The following is a 17,197-nucleotide window of genomic DNA, read 5'->3' on the forward strand; positions in this document are numbered from 1 at the left end:
TAGGTCATAACGATGTATCGACAACTCAAATTTATACTCATGTTATAGGCCAACATTTCGCGGGGACAGACAGCCCTTTGGATAAAATCTTATAATAATTTGCTTTCACTGCCTGATGGCGTTGATCAGATCTACATATCGTTGTTAGCGATGAGTTCGTTTTAGGTTGCTGGGCTAACCCCATCCTAGCCTTCCCCTTGAAAAGGGGAAGGAACATGAGATTTGGTTTGGTGGGGTCAGACCTATATTTCGTTGTTTACTCTGAGTTGATGTGAGGTTGATGGACTAACCCCATCCTAGCCTTCCCCTTGAAAACATAAGGGGAAGGGACAAGAGATTTGGTTTGGTTGTAGATAGTAATGAGTTCATTTGAGGCTGCTGGACTAACCCCATCCTAGCCTTCCCCTTGAAAAAGCTTTCTTTTAGATAATGGGAAGGAACATGAGATTTGGTTTGACGGGATCAGACCTATATTTCGTTGTTTACTCTAAGTTTGTGTGAGGTTGATGGACTAACCCCATCCTAGCCTTCCCCTTGAAGACATAAGGGGAAGGAACATGAGAGTTCGTCAGGTGTGAAATGCTTTAAAACGTAAAAAGAGGTAATGAGCAACTCAACCCTTATCAATTCGACGCGATCCTGATTGCGCGACCTTATGGTCTTCCCAAGCCAGTAACCGAAGACCTTTCTCCAAGCATCAAAACAGCTCAACACCTTACAATAGTGAACCCTATGCAAACATTGGCAACATCCGAAAGCAATGAGCCCTTATGATTCTGAAAAAGATTTTTTGGTTACTTTTGCATCGTTTGGCAAAAGTTACCCGCTCAGCAGAGCGGAAAAAAGCTCCCCAATCAAAGCTAATAAGAGGAATCCAAAATAACCTAAGGAACAGTGAATTTGAGGTTGCTAGACTAACCCCATCCTAGCCTTCCCCTTGAAGACATAAGGGGAAGGAACATGAGAGTTCGTCAGGCGTGCCCCCTTCGGGCAGAGCAAACCGAAAATAATTCAGGCTATGAATTAGTGGCCGTGTCCACAACCACAATCGCTGCTTTCGCCGCTCGCTTCTTTCCAGTGCTTAAACTTGCTGGTGCCGCCTATGCCTGGGTTAAAGCTGTTGGTTGGGTCATTCTGCTTGTAGAAATCACGTAAGGATTGTTTGGCAATGTATTCGTGCCCCACGTTATGCTCGGCTGGGTATTCTGCACCACGGGCATCGTAGCTGGACAAGATTTGCTCTTTAACCGCTTTACCATCGACGCCTTTTTTCATGATGTAGTTTTGGTGCATCACGTGACAGAAGAAATGACCGTAGTACATTTTCACGGCGATTTTATCGTCGATTTCTGGCGGTAATACTTCAAACCAATCTTGTTCATTACGTGGGAAGGCCACGTCAATGGTCATGATGGAGCCTAGGTCTTTGCCATTCATAATGTGGTAACGGGTTAAGGCGCCACCGGTTACAAAACGGTGTAAGATCGCTTGATCTGCTTCACGCTCGGTACATTCGAAGTAATCGCCTTCATTGTTTTTGAAGAACTCCTGCAAATAAGCTTGCGCTTCGTCCACACCCTCATTGGCGGTTTCGACGATCCAATGATGTTCGTATTTTTCGCGGAAATCTTCCATACGCTTAGGTAAGTGGTTTGGCCAAATCTGACTCGCGTATTGCATGATACGGTCTGACAATTTGTTCGGTAGGAATTTGAACTTACCCGCCCAGCGATCCACGGTACGTTTGATGGCAAACATTTTCGGAATGTATTTGGTGCCTAATTTGTCGATTACCAAATAGCTGTCTTTACCGTACTTTTTACTGATGTCGTAACTGCTGCTGTGCAGGTATTCGCCAGACACTGGCAAGTTATCAAAGGTCGACAACATGTCACGGCGCATTTGCTCCATCACAGCTGGATCATTAGTGCCTATGTAGAACACACGATGTTTTTCTGGGATTGGGAAAGTATCAATACGAACCGCGAACACGGCCAATTTACCCGCACAACCAGAAGACTCATATAAACGGCGCTTATCAGCATTAAAGCGTGATGGTGTGTCAGCGTCTACGTCACGAATACGCTCATGATATTCGTTGTCTGAAGCGCGCTTGTCTGGAAATTGTACGTCTTTTTCTTGGTATTTTTTGTGTTCTAAATTAGTCAAAATTTCTTCTGGCTCAGAACCCAATTCAATGCCAAGGTTGTTCACCAGTTGCAATTCGCCGTCTTCGGTAACTTGTGCGTAAAGTGACAATTCTGTGTAGGCTGGGCCACGTTGTACTAAAGCACCACCAGAATTATTACAAATACCACCAACGATGGAAGCACCAATACAAGACGAACCAATCACTGAATGCGGTTCGCGACCATAAGGTTTCAGCGTGTCTTCTAGACCAAACAAGGTACTGCCCGCAAACCCTATGATTTGCTTACCCTGATCGATTAACTGTATGTCGTCGATGCGCATGGTACTGATGATGACAATTGGGCGATCATAATCGTTTCCGCTTGGTGTTGAACCACCGGTTAAACCAGTATTTGCTGCTTGCATGATGACAATCACATCGGCTTTGACACAGGCTTGCAGGACTTTCCAGATTTCCACCAACGAGCCAGGTCGTACCACTGCGTAAGCTTTACCACTGCCTAAGCGCATACCTTGGCAATAGGGTTGCTTCTTGTCTTCGTCGGTTAGGGTATACTGACTTCCCACAATGGCCTTCAATTCTGCGGCCAGGTCTAAGCTGAAACTGGTTTTTGTCATCTTTTTGTACTTCGCAACAAGTTGAATGAGGGCGATTAGTATACCCAACTCCCCCACCTATAAAAACTGCTGAGGGGGATTTATTGATCGAGCGCATTATCTGGTCTGTTTTTTTAAAAGCTATTCGAATTTTCTTATGCCAATTCCGTCTTGGGATTTTTGCCCTTTAGCCCTTTTGTGGTTTGTGTTTGCCCATACAAACTTTTAGTATGCTTGCATTCATTTTAGGAGCAGAATTGTGATTGATTTAGACAAAGCCAATGCCGAACTCGAAGGCGCTACACCACAAGCTATCATCGAATGGGCAATGAAAAACGCACAAAAGCCCATTGTGACCACTAACTTTGGCCCTCACGAAGCGGTGATTTTGCACATGGCGACACAAGTGAAAGCCGACATCCCGGTTATCTGGATCGATTCAGGCTACAACGTGCGTGATACCTACAAGGTCGCGGAAGACATCATTGGCAAGCTAAACCTTAACCTGGAAGTCTACACACCAAAAGTCAGTGCAGCGCGCCGTGATGCGGCATTGGGCGGAATTCCTAGTGTCGACGACGAAGCTCATGTTGAGTTTACTGAGCAATTCAAATTGGAACCTTTCCGTCGTGCCATGGCAGAACAAGCTCCAGACATCTGGTTAACTGCAGTGCGCAGTGAGCAAACTGAATTCCGCAAGGACATGAAAGTACTTGAAATGGGCCCGAATGGGGTGATCAAGGTTGCTCCTGTATTGCATTGGAAAGAAGCAGACATGCAAGCGTATCTTGCCGAGCACGACTTACCAACGCCTGATCACTACTTTGATCCGACCAAAGCACAAGCTGGTCGTGAATGTGGCTTGCACACAAAACTGTAAGTCTATTTCAAAAGCCAATAAAAAAAGGGAAGCTCGATGCTTCCCTTTTTTGTTTTGCTCTTTCTATTAAGAAACAAACAATGCTGAACTTTAACCCCCTAGAACGACCGTGCGTTTGTCGTTTAAGAAAACACGTTTTTCCACGTGGCATTTCACCGCATGGAACAAGGTTACTCTTTCGATGTCTTGGCCTTTGGCAATGAGATCTTCTGGGTAATGGGCATGGTTAACGGTTTGAATGCCTTGGGAAATGATCGGCCCTTCGTCCAAGTCATTGTTCACATAGTGCGCCGTGGCACCGACCATTTTTACGCCCTTCTCCCAGGCTTGATGATAAGGACGCGCGCCTTTAAATCCGGGCAATAAGGAATGGTGAATATTGATCGCTCGACCATCCAAATATTCACACATGCTAGGCGATAAAACCTGCATGTAGCGCGCCAGCACCACTAATTCCGTTTCATATTGTTCGACTAATTCACGCACTTTGGCTTCTTGTTCCAGCTTGGTTTCATGGCTGATCGGCAAGTGGTAATAAGGAATGCCATGCCATTTTGCCAAGTCTTCCAAATCTGGGTGATTGGAAATAATGACGGTCACCTCTATGTTCAATTGACCAGTACGGAAACGATACAACAAGTCATTCAAGCAGTGATCGTACTTAGACACCATGATAGCCACTTTCGGTTTGTGATCAGGTGCTGTTAACGCCCACTCCATGTTGAATTCAGCCGCACGTTCCGCAAATGCTTCTGCAAAGGCTTGTTCACTAAAGTTCTCTTGCTGTGGCAAAAATTCAATACGAATAAAAAAGCGCCCCGACTCTCGATCGTCAAAGGAATGAATTTCGTCGATGTAGTTTCCGGCTTCCGCCATATAGCGTGTGACCACATCGACTGTACCGAGAATACTTGGGCAGCTGGCGGTAAAAATCCAAGGCGCTACTTTTGTTTTCATGAAAAAGTCTCTTTTAATTAGGGTAAAGCGATGAGCTTTTCAGAGGGCAGTCCGAAAAGCCCATCACTACACCTTTGGGTGTCTTGAGAGTTTGAAAGGTGATATGAAATGCCTTAACAAGTGACGGTTAAACCGTACTCTTTACTGGCATCTTGCAACCACAACCAAAGGTAATCGGCAAAGCTGCGTCTTACTACTAGCTGATAACTTTGTTCAGCGGTACGACAAATGGTTGCGCCACTTTTCGCAAACACACTGGACACCACTTTGCCAACGGGGAATTCACTGTCGTGAAAATCAATTGGTGTGGACTTTTTCAGTACCTTCACAACGTCTTCGCCAGACAGTTCAAACACCGTATTGCCACCACTCACATTGACCAGAGAGTAATGCCCACCGACCTCAGCAAAAAAGCGTGTTTCCAGCTCAAAGGCTTTGTCTTGCGGTACTTGCAATAACCACTCATCCGGGGAAATCCACATCACGGTCAATTCCCCTGACGCTGAAGAGACGGATGTGAGTGGTTTGCTGGGTAAAGCAACGCCCAGTATTGCTTCAATGCTGGTCGCTTGTTCTGCATTGGGTGTGCAACGCAAAGTCAGCAGACCCAATGACAATTCACGAAACACCACACCACCTTGGGATTCGCCATGCTCTGCTATTTTGGCTAATTCCACATGATGTAAAGGGCTTTCAAATGGCACATCGATAGCTGGTAATTGATTCATCACCAACTTGATTGGCGCTTGTTCAAGCGCTTCGTTATTAACATCAGACATGCTGGCGCTCCCCTTTTGGATCTAAGAAAATAGGTTGGCAAATCTCGGCTTCGACCACTCGGCCATCCACCAATGGGTAAAAGACTTTTTCACCCATTTTATCGTGACCACCTTTGACAAAGCCCATGGCAATGGATCGACCTAAGCAGGCACTCCAGTAACTGGACGTCACATGACCCACCATTGGCATCGGAATCGGCGCGTTAGGATCAAACACACCTTGTGCCCCTTCGGGCAATACCACAGTAGGATCGACGGTTTTTAAACCCACCAGCTGTTTACGATCAGCACGAACACAATCTTCACGCTGCATACCGCGCTTACCAATGAAGCTGAAAGGTTTCTTCATGGCTACTGCCCAAGGCATACCCAAGTCAAACGGATGCACTGAACCATCAGTATCTTGACCAGCAATAATAAAGCCCTTCTCAGCACGCAAAATGTGCATGGTTTCGGTGCCGTAAGGCGTCAGATTAAACTCTTCACCCGATTCAAACAGGGCTTTCCAAACGTGCATACCATAGTTAGCTTGTACGTTAATCTCGAACGACAATTCCCCCGTGAACGAGATACGGAACACACGTGCTGGCACGCCGGCCACCGTCATTTGCTTCCAATCCATGTAAGCAAAATAGTCTTTTGAGACATCGTCGTCGGTCAGTTTTTCCAACAATTTACGACTGTTCGGACCTGAAATCGTCATAGTGGACCAGTGATCGGTCACCGAGGTGAAGTAGACCTCCATTTCTGGCCATTCAGTTTGGTGATACAACTCCAACCATTCCAAAACATGTGCCGCGCCGCCTGTGGTGGTGGTCATAAGGAAGTGGTTTTCCCCCAAACAAGACGTCACGCCATCATCAAACACCATGCCGTCTTCACCGCACATCAAACCATAACGACATTTACCGACTGCCAGTTTTGCCCACGCATTGGTGTACACACGGCCAAGGAATTCACGTGCGTCTTTCCCTTGGATATCAATTTTACCCAGCGTCGAGGCATCCAAAATGCCCACGGACTCACGGGTTGCCAAACATTCGCGATTCAACGCTTCCTGCATGGTTTCATTGCCTTTTGGGAAGTACCAAGGACGTTTCCATTGGCCCACATCCTCAAACTTAGCGCCCTGCTCCACATGCCAAGCATGCATCGCTGTGAAGCGTTTCGGATCAAACAATTCACCACAGTCTCGACCCGCAATGGCACCAAAAGTGACTGGTGTATAGTTTGGACGGAATATCGTCGTGCCGGTTTCTGGAATGCTTTTTTGCAAAGCTTTAGCGGCAATCGCCATACCGTTAATGTTACCCAACTTGCCTTGATCTGTACCAAAGCCCATGGCGGTGTAACGTTTTACGTGTTCGATGGATTCAAACCCTTCGCGACAGGCCAATTCAATACCCGCGGCTGTGACGTCGTTTTGGTAATCGACAAACTGTTTAGGCGCTTTGGACGTTGGCTTATTGTGCGGAATATGGAACAAAGCCATGGCTTTGTCCTGAATCACTTCTTCTGTTTTTGGCAAACTAAGATCTGTTACTTCTAGCCCCAAACTGGCTAGCGCATCCGCCGCCGCTTGTATGCCTTGCGATAACGCCGCTTGAGTGGTAAACGCACCATTAATCGCACCCGCTGTTAACTGTTTCTGTACCGTTGGGCCAGGCAAAAAGCCAATTACTTCGTCGTCCCACACTGGGCGTGCACCCGTATGGCAAGACAGGTGAATGACCGGACTCCAGCCGCCAGAACTGGCAACCGTATCGGCTTTGAGTTTAGCAACGGCACCGGTAACCTTATCACCCGACTCATTCAGTGGCGCAACGGACACACCTGTCACGCGCTTGGAACCTTGTACTTCAATCAGGCCTGAGCCAACCATGATGCTAATGCCGCGTTCACGGGCCGCATCGATCAAGCTGCCTTGTGGATTTTTACGAGCATCCACAATGGCCACCACATGACGACCGGCATCGTGCCAATCTATGGCGGTTTGATAAGCGCCGTCGTTGGAAGTCATCAGCACCAATTCATTGCCCGGCACCACACCAAATCGATTGATGTAGGTCGATACCGCACTGGCTTGCATACAACCCGGTACATCGTTATTGCCAAACACCAACGGACGTTCGTGTGCACCAGTGGCTAACACCACCCATTTAGCGCGCACTCTGTGCAAACGCTGCGCCACTGCACCATTTGGTGCGCGATCAGCAAATTGATCGGTACAATGTTGTTGAATGGTCAAGAAGTTGTGGTCGTGATATCCGTTGACTTGCGAGTTGGGCAACATGAGCACATCGTCAAACTCATTCAGTTCGGCAACCACTTGTGCCACCCACTCCATTGCCGGTTTGCCATCAATGGTTTCTTTGCTACTTAATAAGCTACCACCAAATTCACTTTGCTCATCGGCAATGATCACACGAGCACCACCTTGAGCCGCACTTAATGCCGCCATCAAACCTGCAGGACCTGCGCCCACCACCAAGACATCTGTGTGCTGGTTCATTTTGTCGTAAATATCGACGTCTTTTTCTTTCGACGCGCGCCCCAAGCCAGCCGCTTTACGAATATAAGACTCGTATGTTGGCCACATGGATTGTGGGAACATAAAGGTTTTGTAGTAAAATCCCGGTGGCATCATTTTCCCACCGATTTTACCCACTAGGCCCATTAAGTCAGTCTCAACACTTGGCCAACCATTGGTTGAGGCCGCCACCAAACCTTGGTATAGAGATTGTTGAGTGGCACGCACGTTAGGAATTTGCGTGGCTTCGGTCGCCCCTAGCTGTACCACAGCGTTAGGCTCTTCGGCACCAGCAGCAACAAAACCACGCGGACGGCTGTATTTAAAACTGCGACCAATGACGTCAACGCCATTGGCTATCAAGGCAGACGCCAAGGTATCGCCAGCGTAACCTTGGTAAGATTCATCATTAAACGTGAAGGTTAATGGTTTGCTGCGATCAATGCGGCCGCCATCTTGAAGACGATTTTTCTGAGACATCACCAGACTCCTTTACTCAGCCACAACCGATGGCGTTTCGCCAAGCTTGTATACTTCTAAAATTTCATAGGTTTGCGTGTTGCGCGTGATATTAAAGAACTTGCGGCAACCTGCAGCATGCACCCAAAGCTCATGATGAATGCCGCGCGGATTTTTACGAAAATACAAAAACTCGCCCCACTCTTCATCGCTGCAAGCATCTGGGTCTAATGGGCGAGCAATGTGCGCTTCGCCTTTGGCGTGAAACTCTTCTTCTTCACGATATTCACCACAATGTGGGCAAAAAATATGGAACATACTCTTTCTCCAAACTCTGTCTTAGCCCAATTAATGCGCCACACCGGCCGCACCGTGTTCATCCACCAGCGCGCCATTATGAAAACGAAACATAGAAAATGGCTTCGCCAACTCATGCATTTCCCCTTTTGCTAGGGAAGCCGCAAACACATGACCTGAACCCGGAGTCGCTTTAAAGCCACCGGTTCCCCAGCCACAGTTAAAGAACAGGTTTTTCACCGGGGTTTCACTGATGATCGGACAAGCATCAGGACAGGTGTCCACAATGCCGCCCCATTGACGGTTCATGCGCACGCGACTGAACACAGGAAACATTTCCACTATGGCTTGAATGGTGTGCTCAATGGTTGGGAAGGAACCGCGCTGACCATAACCGTTGTAACCGTCGATACCCGCCCCGATGACCAAGTCTCCTTTGTCTGATTGGCTGGCGTAACCATGCACATGGTTCGACATCACCACGGTATCCAAAATTGGCTTAATCGGCTCAGACACCAAAGCTTGCAACGGATGCGATTCTAACGGTAGTTTGAATCCCGCCATGTTCGCCAACACACTAGAGTTACCCGCCACCACGCAACCCACACGATCGGCGCGTATTTCACCATAACGTGCTGTTTTCACACCAACGACTGTGCCGTCTTCAACGATTAAATCTTCCACTTCGGTTTGTTGGATCAAATCCACCCCATGGGCATCAGCACCTCGGGCATAACCCCATGCCACAGCATCGTGGCGGGCCACACCCGCGCGCGGCTGCCATGACGCACCCATGACGGGATAACGCGCATGTTCTGAGCAATCTAATACCGGAACGATTTCTTGCACTTGCTTAGCATCTAAAACTTCACCGTCAATACCATTGAGACGGTTGGCATTAACACGTCGCTCAATGTCGCGCATGTCTTGTAAGGTGTGGCCCAAATTCATGCAGCCACGTTGTGAAAACATGACGTTGTAGTTGAGTTCTTGCGACAAGCCTTCCCACAATTGCATGGCGTGTTCGTATAAGTGCGCCGCTTCGTCCCAAAGATAATTGGAGCGCACTATGGTGGTATTACGTGCTGTGTTGCCACCGCCTAAAAAGCCTTTTTCAATCACCGCAACATTGGTCACCCCAAACTCTTTAGCAAGATAATAGGCCGTTGCCAAACCGTGACCGCCACCACCCACTATGATGACATCGTATTTCTTTTTCGGGGTTGGATTACGCCATACCCGCTGCCAGTTTTCATGATGAGTCAAACTGTGCTTTAACAACCCAAAGCCTGAATAATGCTGCATCAAATCAGCTCCTTACAAAGACAGCCCTATGACTGTCATGGGTGGTACAAAATGATCGCCTATCACTGTTCTGATGAGGCCTTGGCCTAGTGCAGACAAAATAGCGCCTAGGATTCGACCTGATAATAGAATCAAAGAAGGGGATTCTTATGCTTGGAAGCGTCCGAGGTATGACAAATTACGACAATAGGCCAACCATTCACATTCGGCACTCGCCTCGAATAACAGGCTTTTATCTACATGCTAAGGCAAGAGGACTTGTTCGTACCTTAGAAAGGTAGGCACAAGTTATTCAAAAAAGTTATAGATGCTATCTATCAAACATTTTCCACTCATACTTTTATATAATTAAGCCAAATCATCAATTAGAGGCATAGGCTTTGACCCACCTTTCTAACTTGTTCACTTCTCTGTCAAAACGTTTGTTAAAAAAAGGCCTAGGTTGTTTTTTCTTAATCGGTTGCAGCCCTTTATTTGCTATTAATGCAGCCTCTTTTACCCTGGATAATGATGTCTTCGTTGGCAAGGACAATGGCTATACAAATGGACTCTATTTCTCAATCTATAACATGCAAAATAACCTTAGAGAAAACATCTGGGTTCGACCTTTGATGTGGAGTATGCCAACACAATACGGAACAAGTAGAATCAATATCCACAGTTTTGGTCAGAGCTTGATGACCGCTGAAGACATAACTCAAGAGAACCCACCAGCTAATTCGCTGCCTTATTCAGGGCTACTCAAGTACACCAATGGTCATGTTGTAATCGGTCGACGTTCCGCCAATTGGGTCAGTACTACGCTTGGCATAATCGGCCCAAGCGCCAAGGGAAAACAAACTCAAACGGAATTTCACAAACTTATTGGTGCTAAAAAGCCAATGGGATGGGATACCCAACTTAAAGATGAGCTCGTTTTTTCTTTTAATCGTGGTCATGTGTTTAGATTACTGGCGTCTTATAATGACACTGTTGATTTATTGGTGGGAGGACAGTTAGGACTAGGAACGCTAAAAAGTGATGTTAACGCAGGAGCTGTTCTTCGTGTTGGACGCAATCTCAGCTCTTCTTATGCCACAGCGTTATTATCCAGTTCAAGAGCCTCAAACCCAATTGCTATTCGAAACAGTTGGTTTGCCTATGCTGGCGCACTTCGTCATTATGTTTTTAATCAGATTGTGACGGATGGAAACACATTTCGTGACAGTCGTTCCATTGATTACGACCACAGCTATAGTGTTTTGGTTGTTGGCTTCAGCTCCTCTATTACAGATCGTTCATCATTGAGCTTTGCTTATCAGTCTTCTTTTTCTGAAGATGAATCTCTCTCTTCAAAACAAACAGAGAGATTGAATAAATTCGGAACATTAACCCTTGCATGGGAGTTTTAGGGTCAATTTGGTTCTTATAGCTAGACTTGATCAACGATGGGTTATTTTCTTCTTTCCAAAAACACATTAAACAAGATTAACGTCATTAAATAATTCAAGATCATTTGGTATTAAATCCAATAACCAATCGGTAAAAGTCTTTATCCTTTGATCTTGAGCCAGTGAGTGTAAGGTTAATACGCCATACTCATAGCCTGTAGGTTGCAGTCTCAGCGGGCTAATCAAACGCCGAGCTTGCAGGTCATCAGAGACCAAAGGCGTTGAGCCAATTGCCATACCAAGATGATCTTGTGCGGCCTGCAACGCATAAAAAAAGTGATCGAAGTGTTGTTCTGTATTCGGTGACGCCGTTTGGTCTTTTTCAATAGACAACCAATCATACCAAGCCTGTGGACGAGTCCGGCTGTGCAGCCAATTTGCTTGATTAAGGTCTTGCTGAATCTGCTCAAACCAATAGCTTTCACTGCACACAGGCCCAGCAAACTCAGCACACAATTTAGTGATTTGATAATCGCCTTTGACGCTAAAATCCAAGCGTCGAATGGCGAGATCACAGCCTTCCTCCAATAAATCAATTGGCCCACCCGACATGCGCAGATCAATGTGTAATTCTGGGCATAATGCCTTGAATTCTCCCAACCTCGGCATTAGCCATCGCATCGCCAAACTCGGCTCACAAGACACCACTAAAAAAGGGGAATCAATATCGTGACGATGAATCTCTTCTACTGTTTCTGTTAGTGCATCCAAGGTTTGACGACTGGTTTTCAATAAACGCTGTCCAGCCGTCGTTAAGTAGACTCTGCGGTTCTGGCGCTTAAATAATGCCACGCCAATGCGCTCTTCAATTTGTGCCACAGCACGGCTGATCGCGCCGTGTGTCAGGTGCAATTCTTCAGCGGCTTTGGTGAAGCTCTGTAACCGTGCCGCCGCTTCAAAAGCCAGCAGAGCATTCAAGGGTGGAAGATGCCTATATCTGTGATTTTTACTCACAATAATCACCAAAAATTATCGATTTTAATGAATTTAAAATAGTTTGATAATTCTATTATTCACAGATAAAAGGAAGATACCATGTCTCATTTAGATCATTTCGAACTCTATTCCGTTGCCATTATTACCCTACTCGCCGTCATTAGCCCAGGCCCCGATTTTGCGATGGTATCTAAAATATCACTATTAAAAGGACGCCAAGCTGGTGTGTTGTGCGCATTCGGCATTAGCACTGCGATCAGTGTGCATCTTGCTTATACCTTGCTTGGCTTAGGGATTGTTTTTGCGAATAACCTTTGGGTGCTCAATACGTTACGCTACGTCGGTGCTATGTATCTGATCTGGCTTGGCGTATCTGCTCTGTGGCCAGATATCAGAAGCCGTCTTTTCAAACAGGGCTCACTCTCAGCACCTAACTCAAAAGCAGAGAAAATATCGAATTCGCACTCGGCTTTTTGGTCTGGATTTGCTTGCAATGCCCTCAACCCAAAGACCATGTTGTTTATTGTCTCTTTGTTTAGCCAAGTAATTTCGACTGATACATCCTTACTCATGGAATTGAGCTACGGGGCGTATATTGCTCTTGTTCATTTCATCTGGTTTGCGATAGTGGCCACACTATTAACAACCTCTCACATTCAACAAAAAAGCGCTTTCCTCAAAGATTGGATCGAGCGAGTGTCTGGTGTGTTATTAATGGGGTTTGGCATTAAATTTTTGATAAGCCATTGAGCATAAGTGCCGATAACACTCTGGCGAAACAAGTAACAGGAATAAAAAGTGAAGCGTTCGCTATTTGGCTTTTCCAGCCGTTTGTGTAATGAGAAGTTCTCTCATGGTTCGAATAAACAGCTCCTTACTTCGCCCTCTTTTGCAGATTAAAGAAAATGGGGCTTGGTAGCCAAATTCACTCGGCAATAATGGCCTTAACTGATTCGATACAACCAAATTCTGAGCGTAATGCTCGGGCAAATAACCAACAAATTTTCCAGAAAGAATCAGCGTCAACTGAGCTTCCATACTTTCTACTGTCGCGGTGCTATGTCCAAAGCCTTTTTGACGCAAATCTGCACTGGTCCAGTAGCTACGTGTCACTAGACCACATTGTGTTACCTGGTCTTGGGTAATCTGTTTATTTTCAAACAGTGGGTTTAGGTGACTACAATAGAGCCAATGTTGTTCTCGATAGAGCTTCTCTTCGACGAGATTACTCACACTCGATGGGAAATTGCCGATCGCCAAGTCTAAATCATTGTTCAAAATACCCTGCACTTGCTCATGAGGGCTGCGAATTTGGAGGTTAATATGAACCGCAGGAAAGCGTTCATTAAATTGACGAATAATGTTGGACATAGACAGAGTATCGTCTAGCACTGTGGCATCCAATACCGCGATACGAAACGTTCCGCCCAAATCTCCTTTTAACATCTCTGCATGACGTTCTAATTCGTTTATCTCGCTCAATAACTTAATCGCTTGATGGAGAAACTGCTGACCTTTTTCGGTCAATTTAAACCCTGAACGACCTCTTTGACACAGGGTAAAGCCTACATGACTTTCCAACTCACTCATATAGTTACTGATGGCCGATGTGGAAAGATTAAGCGCTTGTTGCGCACCAGAATACCCTTGGTGCTTCACGACCGAGACAAAAACTTCGAGTAAACGAATGTTTATGTGCTTATCAGATTTCAACATGTTTCCCTTCCTAAACCGTCAATTAATACTTCAGTAATAAGTGAAGTAAGTATTTGGCATTTGCTATTTATTGGTCAAGCTTTGTTTTCTAGTATCGAATTAAGCCTTACAAATGACTCAAATTACTTAGCGATAAAAAAGACGAGGGTATATGTCTATAGAAAAACCATTACATCAACCACAGAGCGGAAACGACATGCCACGTTTTGGTGGACGAGCCACTATGATGAGATTGCCTTTTGTTGAAAAGCTAGAGGAATTGGATGTGGCGTTCGTCGGCATTCCTTTGGATGTTGGTACTTCTCAAAGAGCAGGAACACGTTATGGCCCTCGCCAGATTCGAGCCGAATCAGTAATGATTCGACCTTATAATATGGCGACAGGCGCAGCGCCATTTGATTCGTTATCTGTGGCCGACATTGGTGACGTACCGATTAACACTTACAACCTATTAAAGTCAGTCGATATCATCGAGAAATACTACGACCACCTGAATGATTACCCATTAATTCCACTGACATTGGGTGGTGATCACACCTTAACCTTACCCATTTTGCGATCCCTGACAAAGAAACACGGCCCAGTTGGTTTGATCCATATTGATGCTCATACCGATACAAACGATCACATGTTTGGCGAAAAAATCGCGCACGGAACAACCTTTCGTCGTGCCGTCGAAGAAGGCTTGTTGGACTGCGAGCGAGTCGTACAGATCGGCCAACGCGCTCAAGGCTATTCTTCTGAAGATTTCAAATGGGGCGAAGATCAAGGCTTTCAGCTGATAACGGCTGAGCAATGTTGGTATAAATCGATGGAACCTCTTATGGCAAAAATCCGCCAAAAAATGGGCGACAGCCCCGTTTACATTTCATTCGACATAGATGGCATTGATCCTGCTTGGGCTCCTGGTACGGGTACCCCTGAAGTTGGTGGTTTGACCTCCTCCCAAGGGTTAGAAATTGTACGAGGTTGCCGAGGTTTAAATGTAATTGGCGGAGATCTCGTAGAAGTATCACCTCCTTACGATGTCAGTGGAAACACATCGCAATTAGCCGCTAATTATCTATATGAAATGCTATGTATTTTACCCAAGGTGAACTACCGATAACAGTTTAGTTCATGCAGGCGATTTCACTTAATTCTAAAGATCAAAAGAGAGTAACAACATGCAATTAGCGCTTTTTCGTACTCTTTGGGGTGTCAATCAACCATTGGATCAGATCGCCCCTAAGTTGAAAGACGTTGGCTTTCAAGGTGTCGAGGCTCGCATTCCATTGAAGCAGGAAGCAAGGACACAATTCAAGCAAGCTCTAACGCAGAACGAGTTAGATTACATCGCTATTTTGTTCACCGGTGGTGATGTCATACCAGATCAGTCAGAAACACCAGAACAACATTTGGCTCGAATGGCAACACAGATCGAGTTTGCCATCGAAATGGATGCAAAATTCATCAATGTGTTACCCGGAAATGATCGTTGGTCCTTGTCGGAAAAAGTCGATTTCTTTGGTCAAGCGCAAGCCTTATCGGACAAAGCTGGCATAGTCTGTAGCTTTGAAACACACAGAGGAACCTCGCTTTACAGCCCATGGCTGACGCTGGATTTGATTCGCCAGTTACCCGATCTGAAATTCACCATGGACATCAGCCATTGGGTACTCGTGTGCGAACGTTTGTTGAATCAACCTGAAGACGACTTATCAGAGTTTCTTAAGCGGGTTTTCCACATTCAAGCCCGAGTAGGGTATGACCAAGGCGCTCAAGTGCCCCATCCTGAAGCGCCAGAGTATCAAACGGCACTTCGTTTCCATCAATCAATGTGGAAATCCGTGTGGCAATACCACTTAAAGGAAGGTCGTGCTACGACCACCATGACGACAGAATTTGGGCCAGATGGCTATCTTCACCATTTGCCTTTTACCAATGTTCCTGTTGCAGATTTATGGTCTTTAAATGACTGGATTGCCATCGAAGAACAGAAACATTTTAACGAGTTTATAACAACATCCAAGTAATGACCTATGGGCAAATAGGTCAAGTATTGAAAGCGGAGAGAAAACCATGAAGGAAAAACAACAAGCATTTACCCGCATTCCTGTAGTGAATGTTGCTGGGTTATTCAGCGAATCTCTAGCTGACCGTCAAGCGGTTGCTGACGAAATGGGCAAAGCCGCTCGCGAAGTCGGCTTTTTATACGTCACAGGGCATGGTATTCCGGCTCAGAAAATCAAGGGACTTCGACAAGCGGCAAAGGCATTTTTTGCTCAATCTAAAGAAGAAAAGATGGCCTACTACATTGGTTCTTCTGCCACCCATAAAGGCTTTGTACCAGAAGGCGAAGAAATATACGGCACAGGTAAACCTGACAAAAAAGAAGCGTTTGACATTGGCTTTCCAGCCCCTAAAGATCACCCCTATGTGGTTAACAAAACCCCTCTCATTGGTGAGAACGATTGGCCAACGTTAGAAGGTTTCAAAGATCCTGCATTGGATTATTACGAAACGGTATTTTCACTGGGTCGAACTCTCTTTTCTGGATTTGCACTGGCACTGTCCCTGGAAGAGAACTATTTCGATGCCATGGTCAGTTGTCCACCAGCCAAGTTACGTCTTATTCATTACCCATATGATGCTCAAGCGGAAGATCGTCCAGGTATCGGCGCGCACACAGATTATGAGTGCTTTACTATGCTGCTCTCGGACCAACCTGGTTTGGAAGTCATGAATGAGGATGGAGTATGGATAGACGCCCCCCCATTAAAAAACGACGATGAAGAAGCCCTGATCATTAATATCGGAGACATGCTTGAAGTCCTAACAGCAGGCCAATTTGTCGCAACGTCTCATCGTGTTCGTAAAGTGGAGCAAGAACGTTATTCTTTCCCGCTGTTTTTCGCCTGCGATTACCATACATTAATCCGTCCTTTGCCACAGTTTGATAATGGTTCACAAGAATACAAAGAACTGAGTATTGGCGACCATATGTACAGCCAAGCTCTACAAACTTATCGCTATTTGCGCGAAAAAGTTGCCAAAGGCGAACTGTCATTACCTGAGCGAGCAACTGGAGTGGGCACCTTTGGCCACCTCAAAAATAATAATAACTAATCATAAAAAAGCGAAAAAGTGTCATTACAAAATTGACAGAAAACACAAAAGT

At 45.8% G+C, this 17,197-nt stretch carries 14 protein-coding genes; 6 read left to right on the top strand and 8 right to left on the bottom strand.

Annotated features, from left to right (window positions below):
* Positions 1-1,023: 1,023 nt before the first annotated feature.
* Positions 1,024-2,769, bottom strand: coding sequence for a D-lactate dehydrogenase (gene dld, locus DFP76_RS11875; RefSeq protein WP_113875042.1), 1,746 nt, complete (start codon positions 2,767-2,769; stop codon positions 1,024-1,026).
* 238 nt (positions 2,770-3,007) lie between these two features.
* Here dld and DFP76_RS11880 point away from each other — a divergent pair, with 238 nt between their 5' ends.
* A complete protein-coding gene (locus tag DFP76_RS11880; RefSeq protein ID WP_113874866.1) occupies positions 3,008-3,628 on the top strand; it encodes a phosphoadenosine phosphosulfate reductase domain-containing protein in 621 nt (206 codons plus the stop codon).
* Between the two features lie 90 nt (positions 3,629-3,718).
* On the opposite strand, the gene purU is transcribed toward DFP76_RS11880, so the two are convergent.
* The 5 genes from purU to DFP76_RS11905 form a co-directional block, all read right to left on the bottom strand.
* The gene (gene purU / locus DFP76_RS11885) at positions 3,719-4,585 is read right to left on the bottom strand and encodes a formyltetrahydrofolate deformylase (protein WP_113874867.1); all 867 of its coding nucleotides are present in this window, start codon (positions 4,583-4,585) and stop codon (positions 3,719-3,721) included.
* A 113-nt stretch (positions 4,586-4,698) separates the two neighbouring features.
* Positions 4,699-5,364: a sarcosine oxidase subunit gamma gene (locus tag DFP76_RS11890; RefSeq protein ID WP_113874868.1), complete on the bottom strand. Its 666-nt coding sequence runs from the start codon at positions 5,362-5,364 to the stop codon at positions 4,699-4,701.
* Positions 5,357-8,374 carry a sarcosine oxidase subunit alpha gene (locus DFP76_RS11895; RefSeq protein WP_113874869.1) on the bottom strand — a complete coding sequence of 1,006 codons (3,018 nt, stop codon included), beginning with the start codon at positions 8,372-8,374 and terminating at the stop codon, positions 5,357-5,359. Before DFP76_RS11895 ends, DFP76_RS11890 begins: the two co-directional genes overlap by 8 nt.
* A 12-nt stretch (positions 8,375-8,386) precedes the next feature.
* Complete coding sequence (locus DFP76_RS11900) at positions 8,387-8,671, bottom strand: sarcosine oxidase subunit delta (protein ID WP_113874870.1); 285 nt, start codon at positions 8,669-8,671, stop codon at positions 8,387-8,389.
* Positions 8,672-8,701: 30 nt separating this feature from the next.
* Positions 8,702-9,955, bottom strand: a complete 1,254-nt coding sequence (locus tag DFP76_RS11905) for a sarcosine oxidase subunit beta family protein (protein ID WP_113874871.1) — start codon at positions 9,953-9,955, stop codon at positions 8,702-8,704.
* Positions 9,956-10,377: 422 nt separating this feature from the next.
* Between DFP76_RS11905 and DFP76_RS11910 the strand changes: the two genes are divergently transcribed.
* Positions 10,378-11,346, top strand: coding sequence for a lipid A deacylase LpxR family protein (locus DFP76_RS11910; protein ID WP_245931928.1), 969 nt, complete (start codon positions 10,378-10,380; stop codon positions 11,344-11,346).
* Between the two features lie 66 nt (positions 11,347-11,412).
* Here the strand turns inward: DFP76_RS11910 and DFP76_RS11915 are convergent, their stop codons facing one another.
* Positions 11,413-12,339, bottom strand: a complete 927-nt coding sequence (locus DFP76_RS11915) for a LysR substrate-binding domain-containing protein (protein WP_181799842.1) — start codon at positions 12,337-12,339, stop codon at positions 11,413-11,415.
* An 81-nt stretch (positions 12,340-12,420) separates the two neighbouring features.
* Here DFP76_RS11915 and DFP76_RS11920 point away from each other — a divergent pair, with 81 nt between their 5' ends.
* A complete protein-coding gene (locus DFP76_RS11920) occupies positions 12,421-13,071 on the top strand; it encodes a LysE family translocator (protein WP_113874872.1) in 651 nt (216 codons plus the stop codon).
* 60 nt (positions 13,072-13,131) lie between these two features.
* On the opposite strand, the gene DFP76_RS11925 is transcribed toward DFP76_RS11920, so the two are convergent.
* Positions 13,132-14,037, bottom strand: coding sequence for a LysR family transcriptional regulator (locus DFP76_RS11925; protein WP_113874873.1), 906 nt, complete (start codon positions 14,035-14,037; stop codon positions 13,132-13,134).
* Between the two features lie 151 nt (positions 14,038-14,188).
* On the opposite strand from DFP76_RS11925, the gene speB reads away from it, so the two are divergent.
* From speB to DFP76_RS11940, 3 genes are read left to right on the top strand one after another with little or no spacing between them, the layout of a single operon-like run.
* On the top strand, positions 14,189-15,145 hold the full coding sequence (gene speB, locus DFP76_RS11930) for an agmatinase (protein ID WP_220150995.1): 957 nt from the start codon (positions 14,189-14,191) through the stop codon (positions 15,143-15,145).
* 58 nt (positions 15,146-15,203) lie between these two features.
* Positions 15,204-16,052: a sugar phosphate isomerase/epimerase family protein gene (locus DFP76_RS11935; RefSeq protein ID WP_113874874.1), complete on the top strand. Its 849-nt coding sequence runs from the start codon at positions 15,204-15,206 to the stop codon at positions 16,050-16,052.
* A gap of 46 nt (positions 16,053-16,098) precedes the next feature.
* Entirely contained in the window at positions 16,099-17,145 is a 1,047-nt protein-coding gene (locus tag DFP76_RS11940) for an isopenicillin N synthase family dioxygenase (protein ID WP_113874875.1), read from the top strand.
* The last annotated feature ends 52 nt before the right edge of the window (positions 17,146-17,197 follow it).

Source organism: Marinomonas aquiplantarum (genome assembly GCF_003314975.1).
In the GTDB taxonomy this organism is placed as follows: domain Bacteria; phylum Pseudomonadota; class Gammaproteobacteria; order Pseudomonadales; family Marinomonadaceae; genus Marinomonas; species Marinomonas aquiplantarum.

Excerpts from the sequence above, each read along its gene's own strand:
- dld (WP_113875042.1), bottom strand. The coding sequence starts at position 2,769 with ATGACAAAAACCAGTTTCAGCTTAGACCTGGCCGCAGAATTGAAGGCC.
- purU (WP_113874867.1), bottom strand. The coding sequence starts at position 4,585 with ATGAAAACAAAAGTAGCGCCTTGGATTTTTACCGCCAGCTGCCCAAGT.
- DFP76_RS11890 (WP_113874868.1), bottom strand. The coding sequence starts at position 5,364 with ATGTCTGATGTTAATAACGAAGCGCTTGAACAAGCGCCAATCAAGTTG.
- DFP76_RS11895 (WP_113874869.1), bottom strand. The coding sequence starts at position 8,374 with ATGTCTCAGAAAAATCGTCTTCAAGATGGCGGCCGCATTGATCGCAGC.
- DFP76_RS11900 (WP_113874870.1), bottom strand. The coding sequence starts at position 8,671 with ATGTTCCATATTTTTTGCCCACATTGTGGTGAATATCGTGAAGAAGAA.
- DFP76_RS11905 (WP_113874871.1), bottom strand. The coding sequence starts at position 9,955 with ATGCAGCATTATTCAGGCTTTGGGTTGTTAAAGCACAGTTTGACTCAT.
- DFP76_RS11920 (WP_113874872.1), top strand. The coding sequence starts at position 12,421 with ATGTCTCATTTAGATCATTTCGAACTCTATTCCGTTGCCATTATTACC.
- DFP76_RS11925 (WP_113874873.1), bottom strand. The coding sequence starts at position 14,037 with ATGTTGAAATCTGATAAGCACATAAACATTCGTTTACTCGAAGTTTTT.
- speB (WP_220150995.1), top strand. The coding sequence starts at position 14,189 with ATGTCTATAGAAAAACCATTACATCAACCACAGAGCGGAAACGACATG.
- DFP76_RS11935 (WP_113874874.1), top strand. The coding sequence starts at position 15,204 with ATGCAATTAGCGCTTTTTCGTACTCTTTGGGGTGTCAATCAACCATTG.
- DFP76_RS11940 (WP_113874875.1), top strand. The coding sequence starts at position 16,099 with ATGAAGGAAAAACAACAAGCATTTACCCGCATTCCTGTAGTGAATGTT.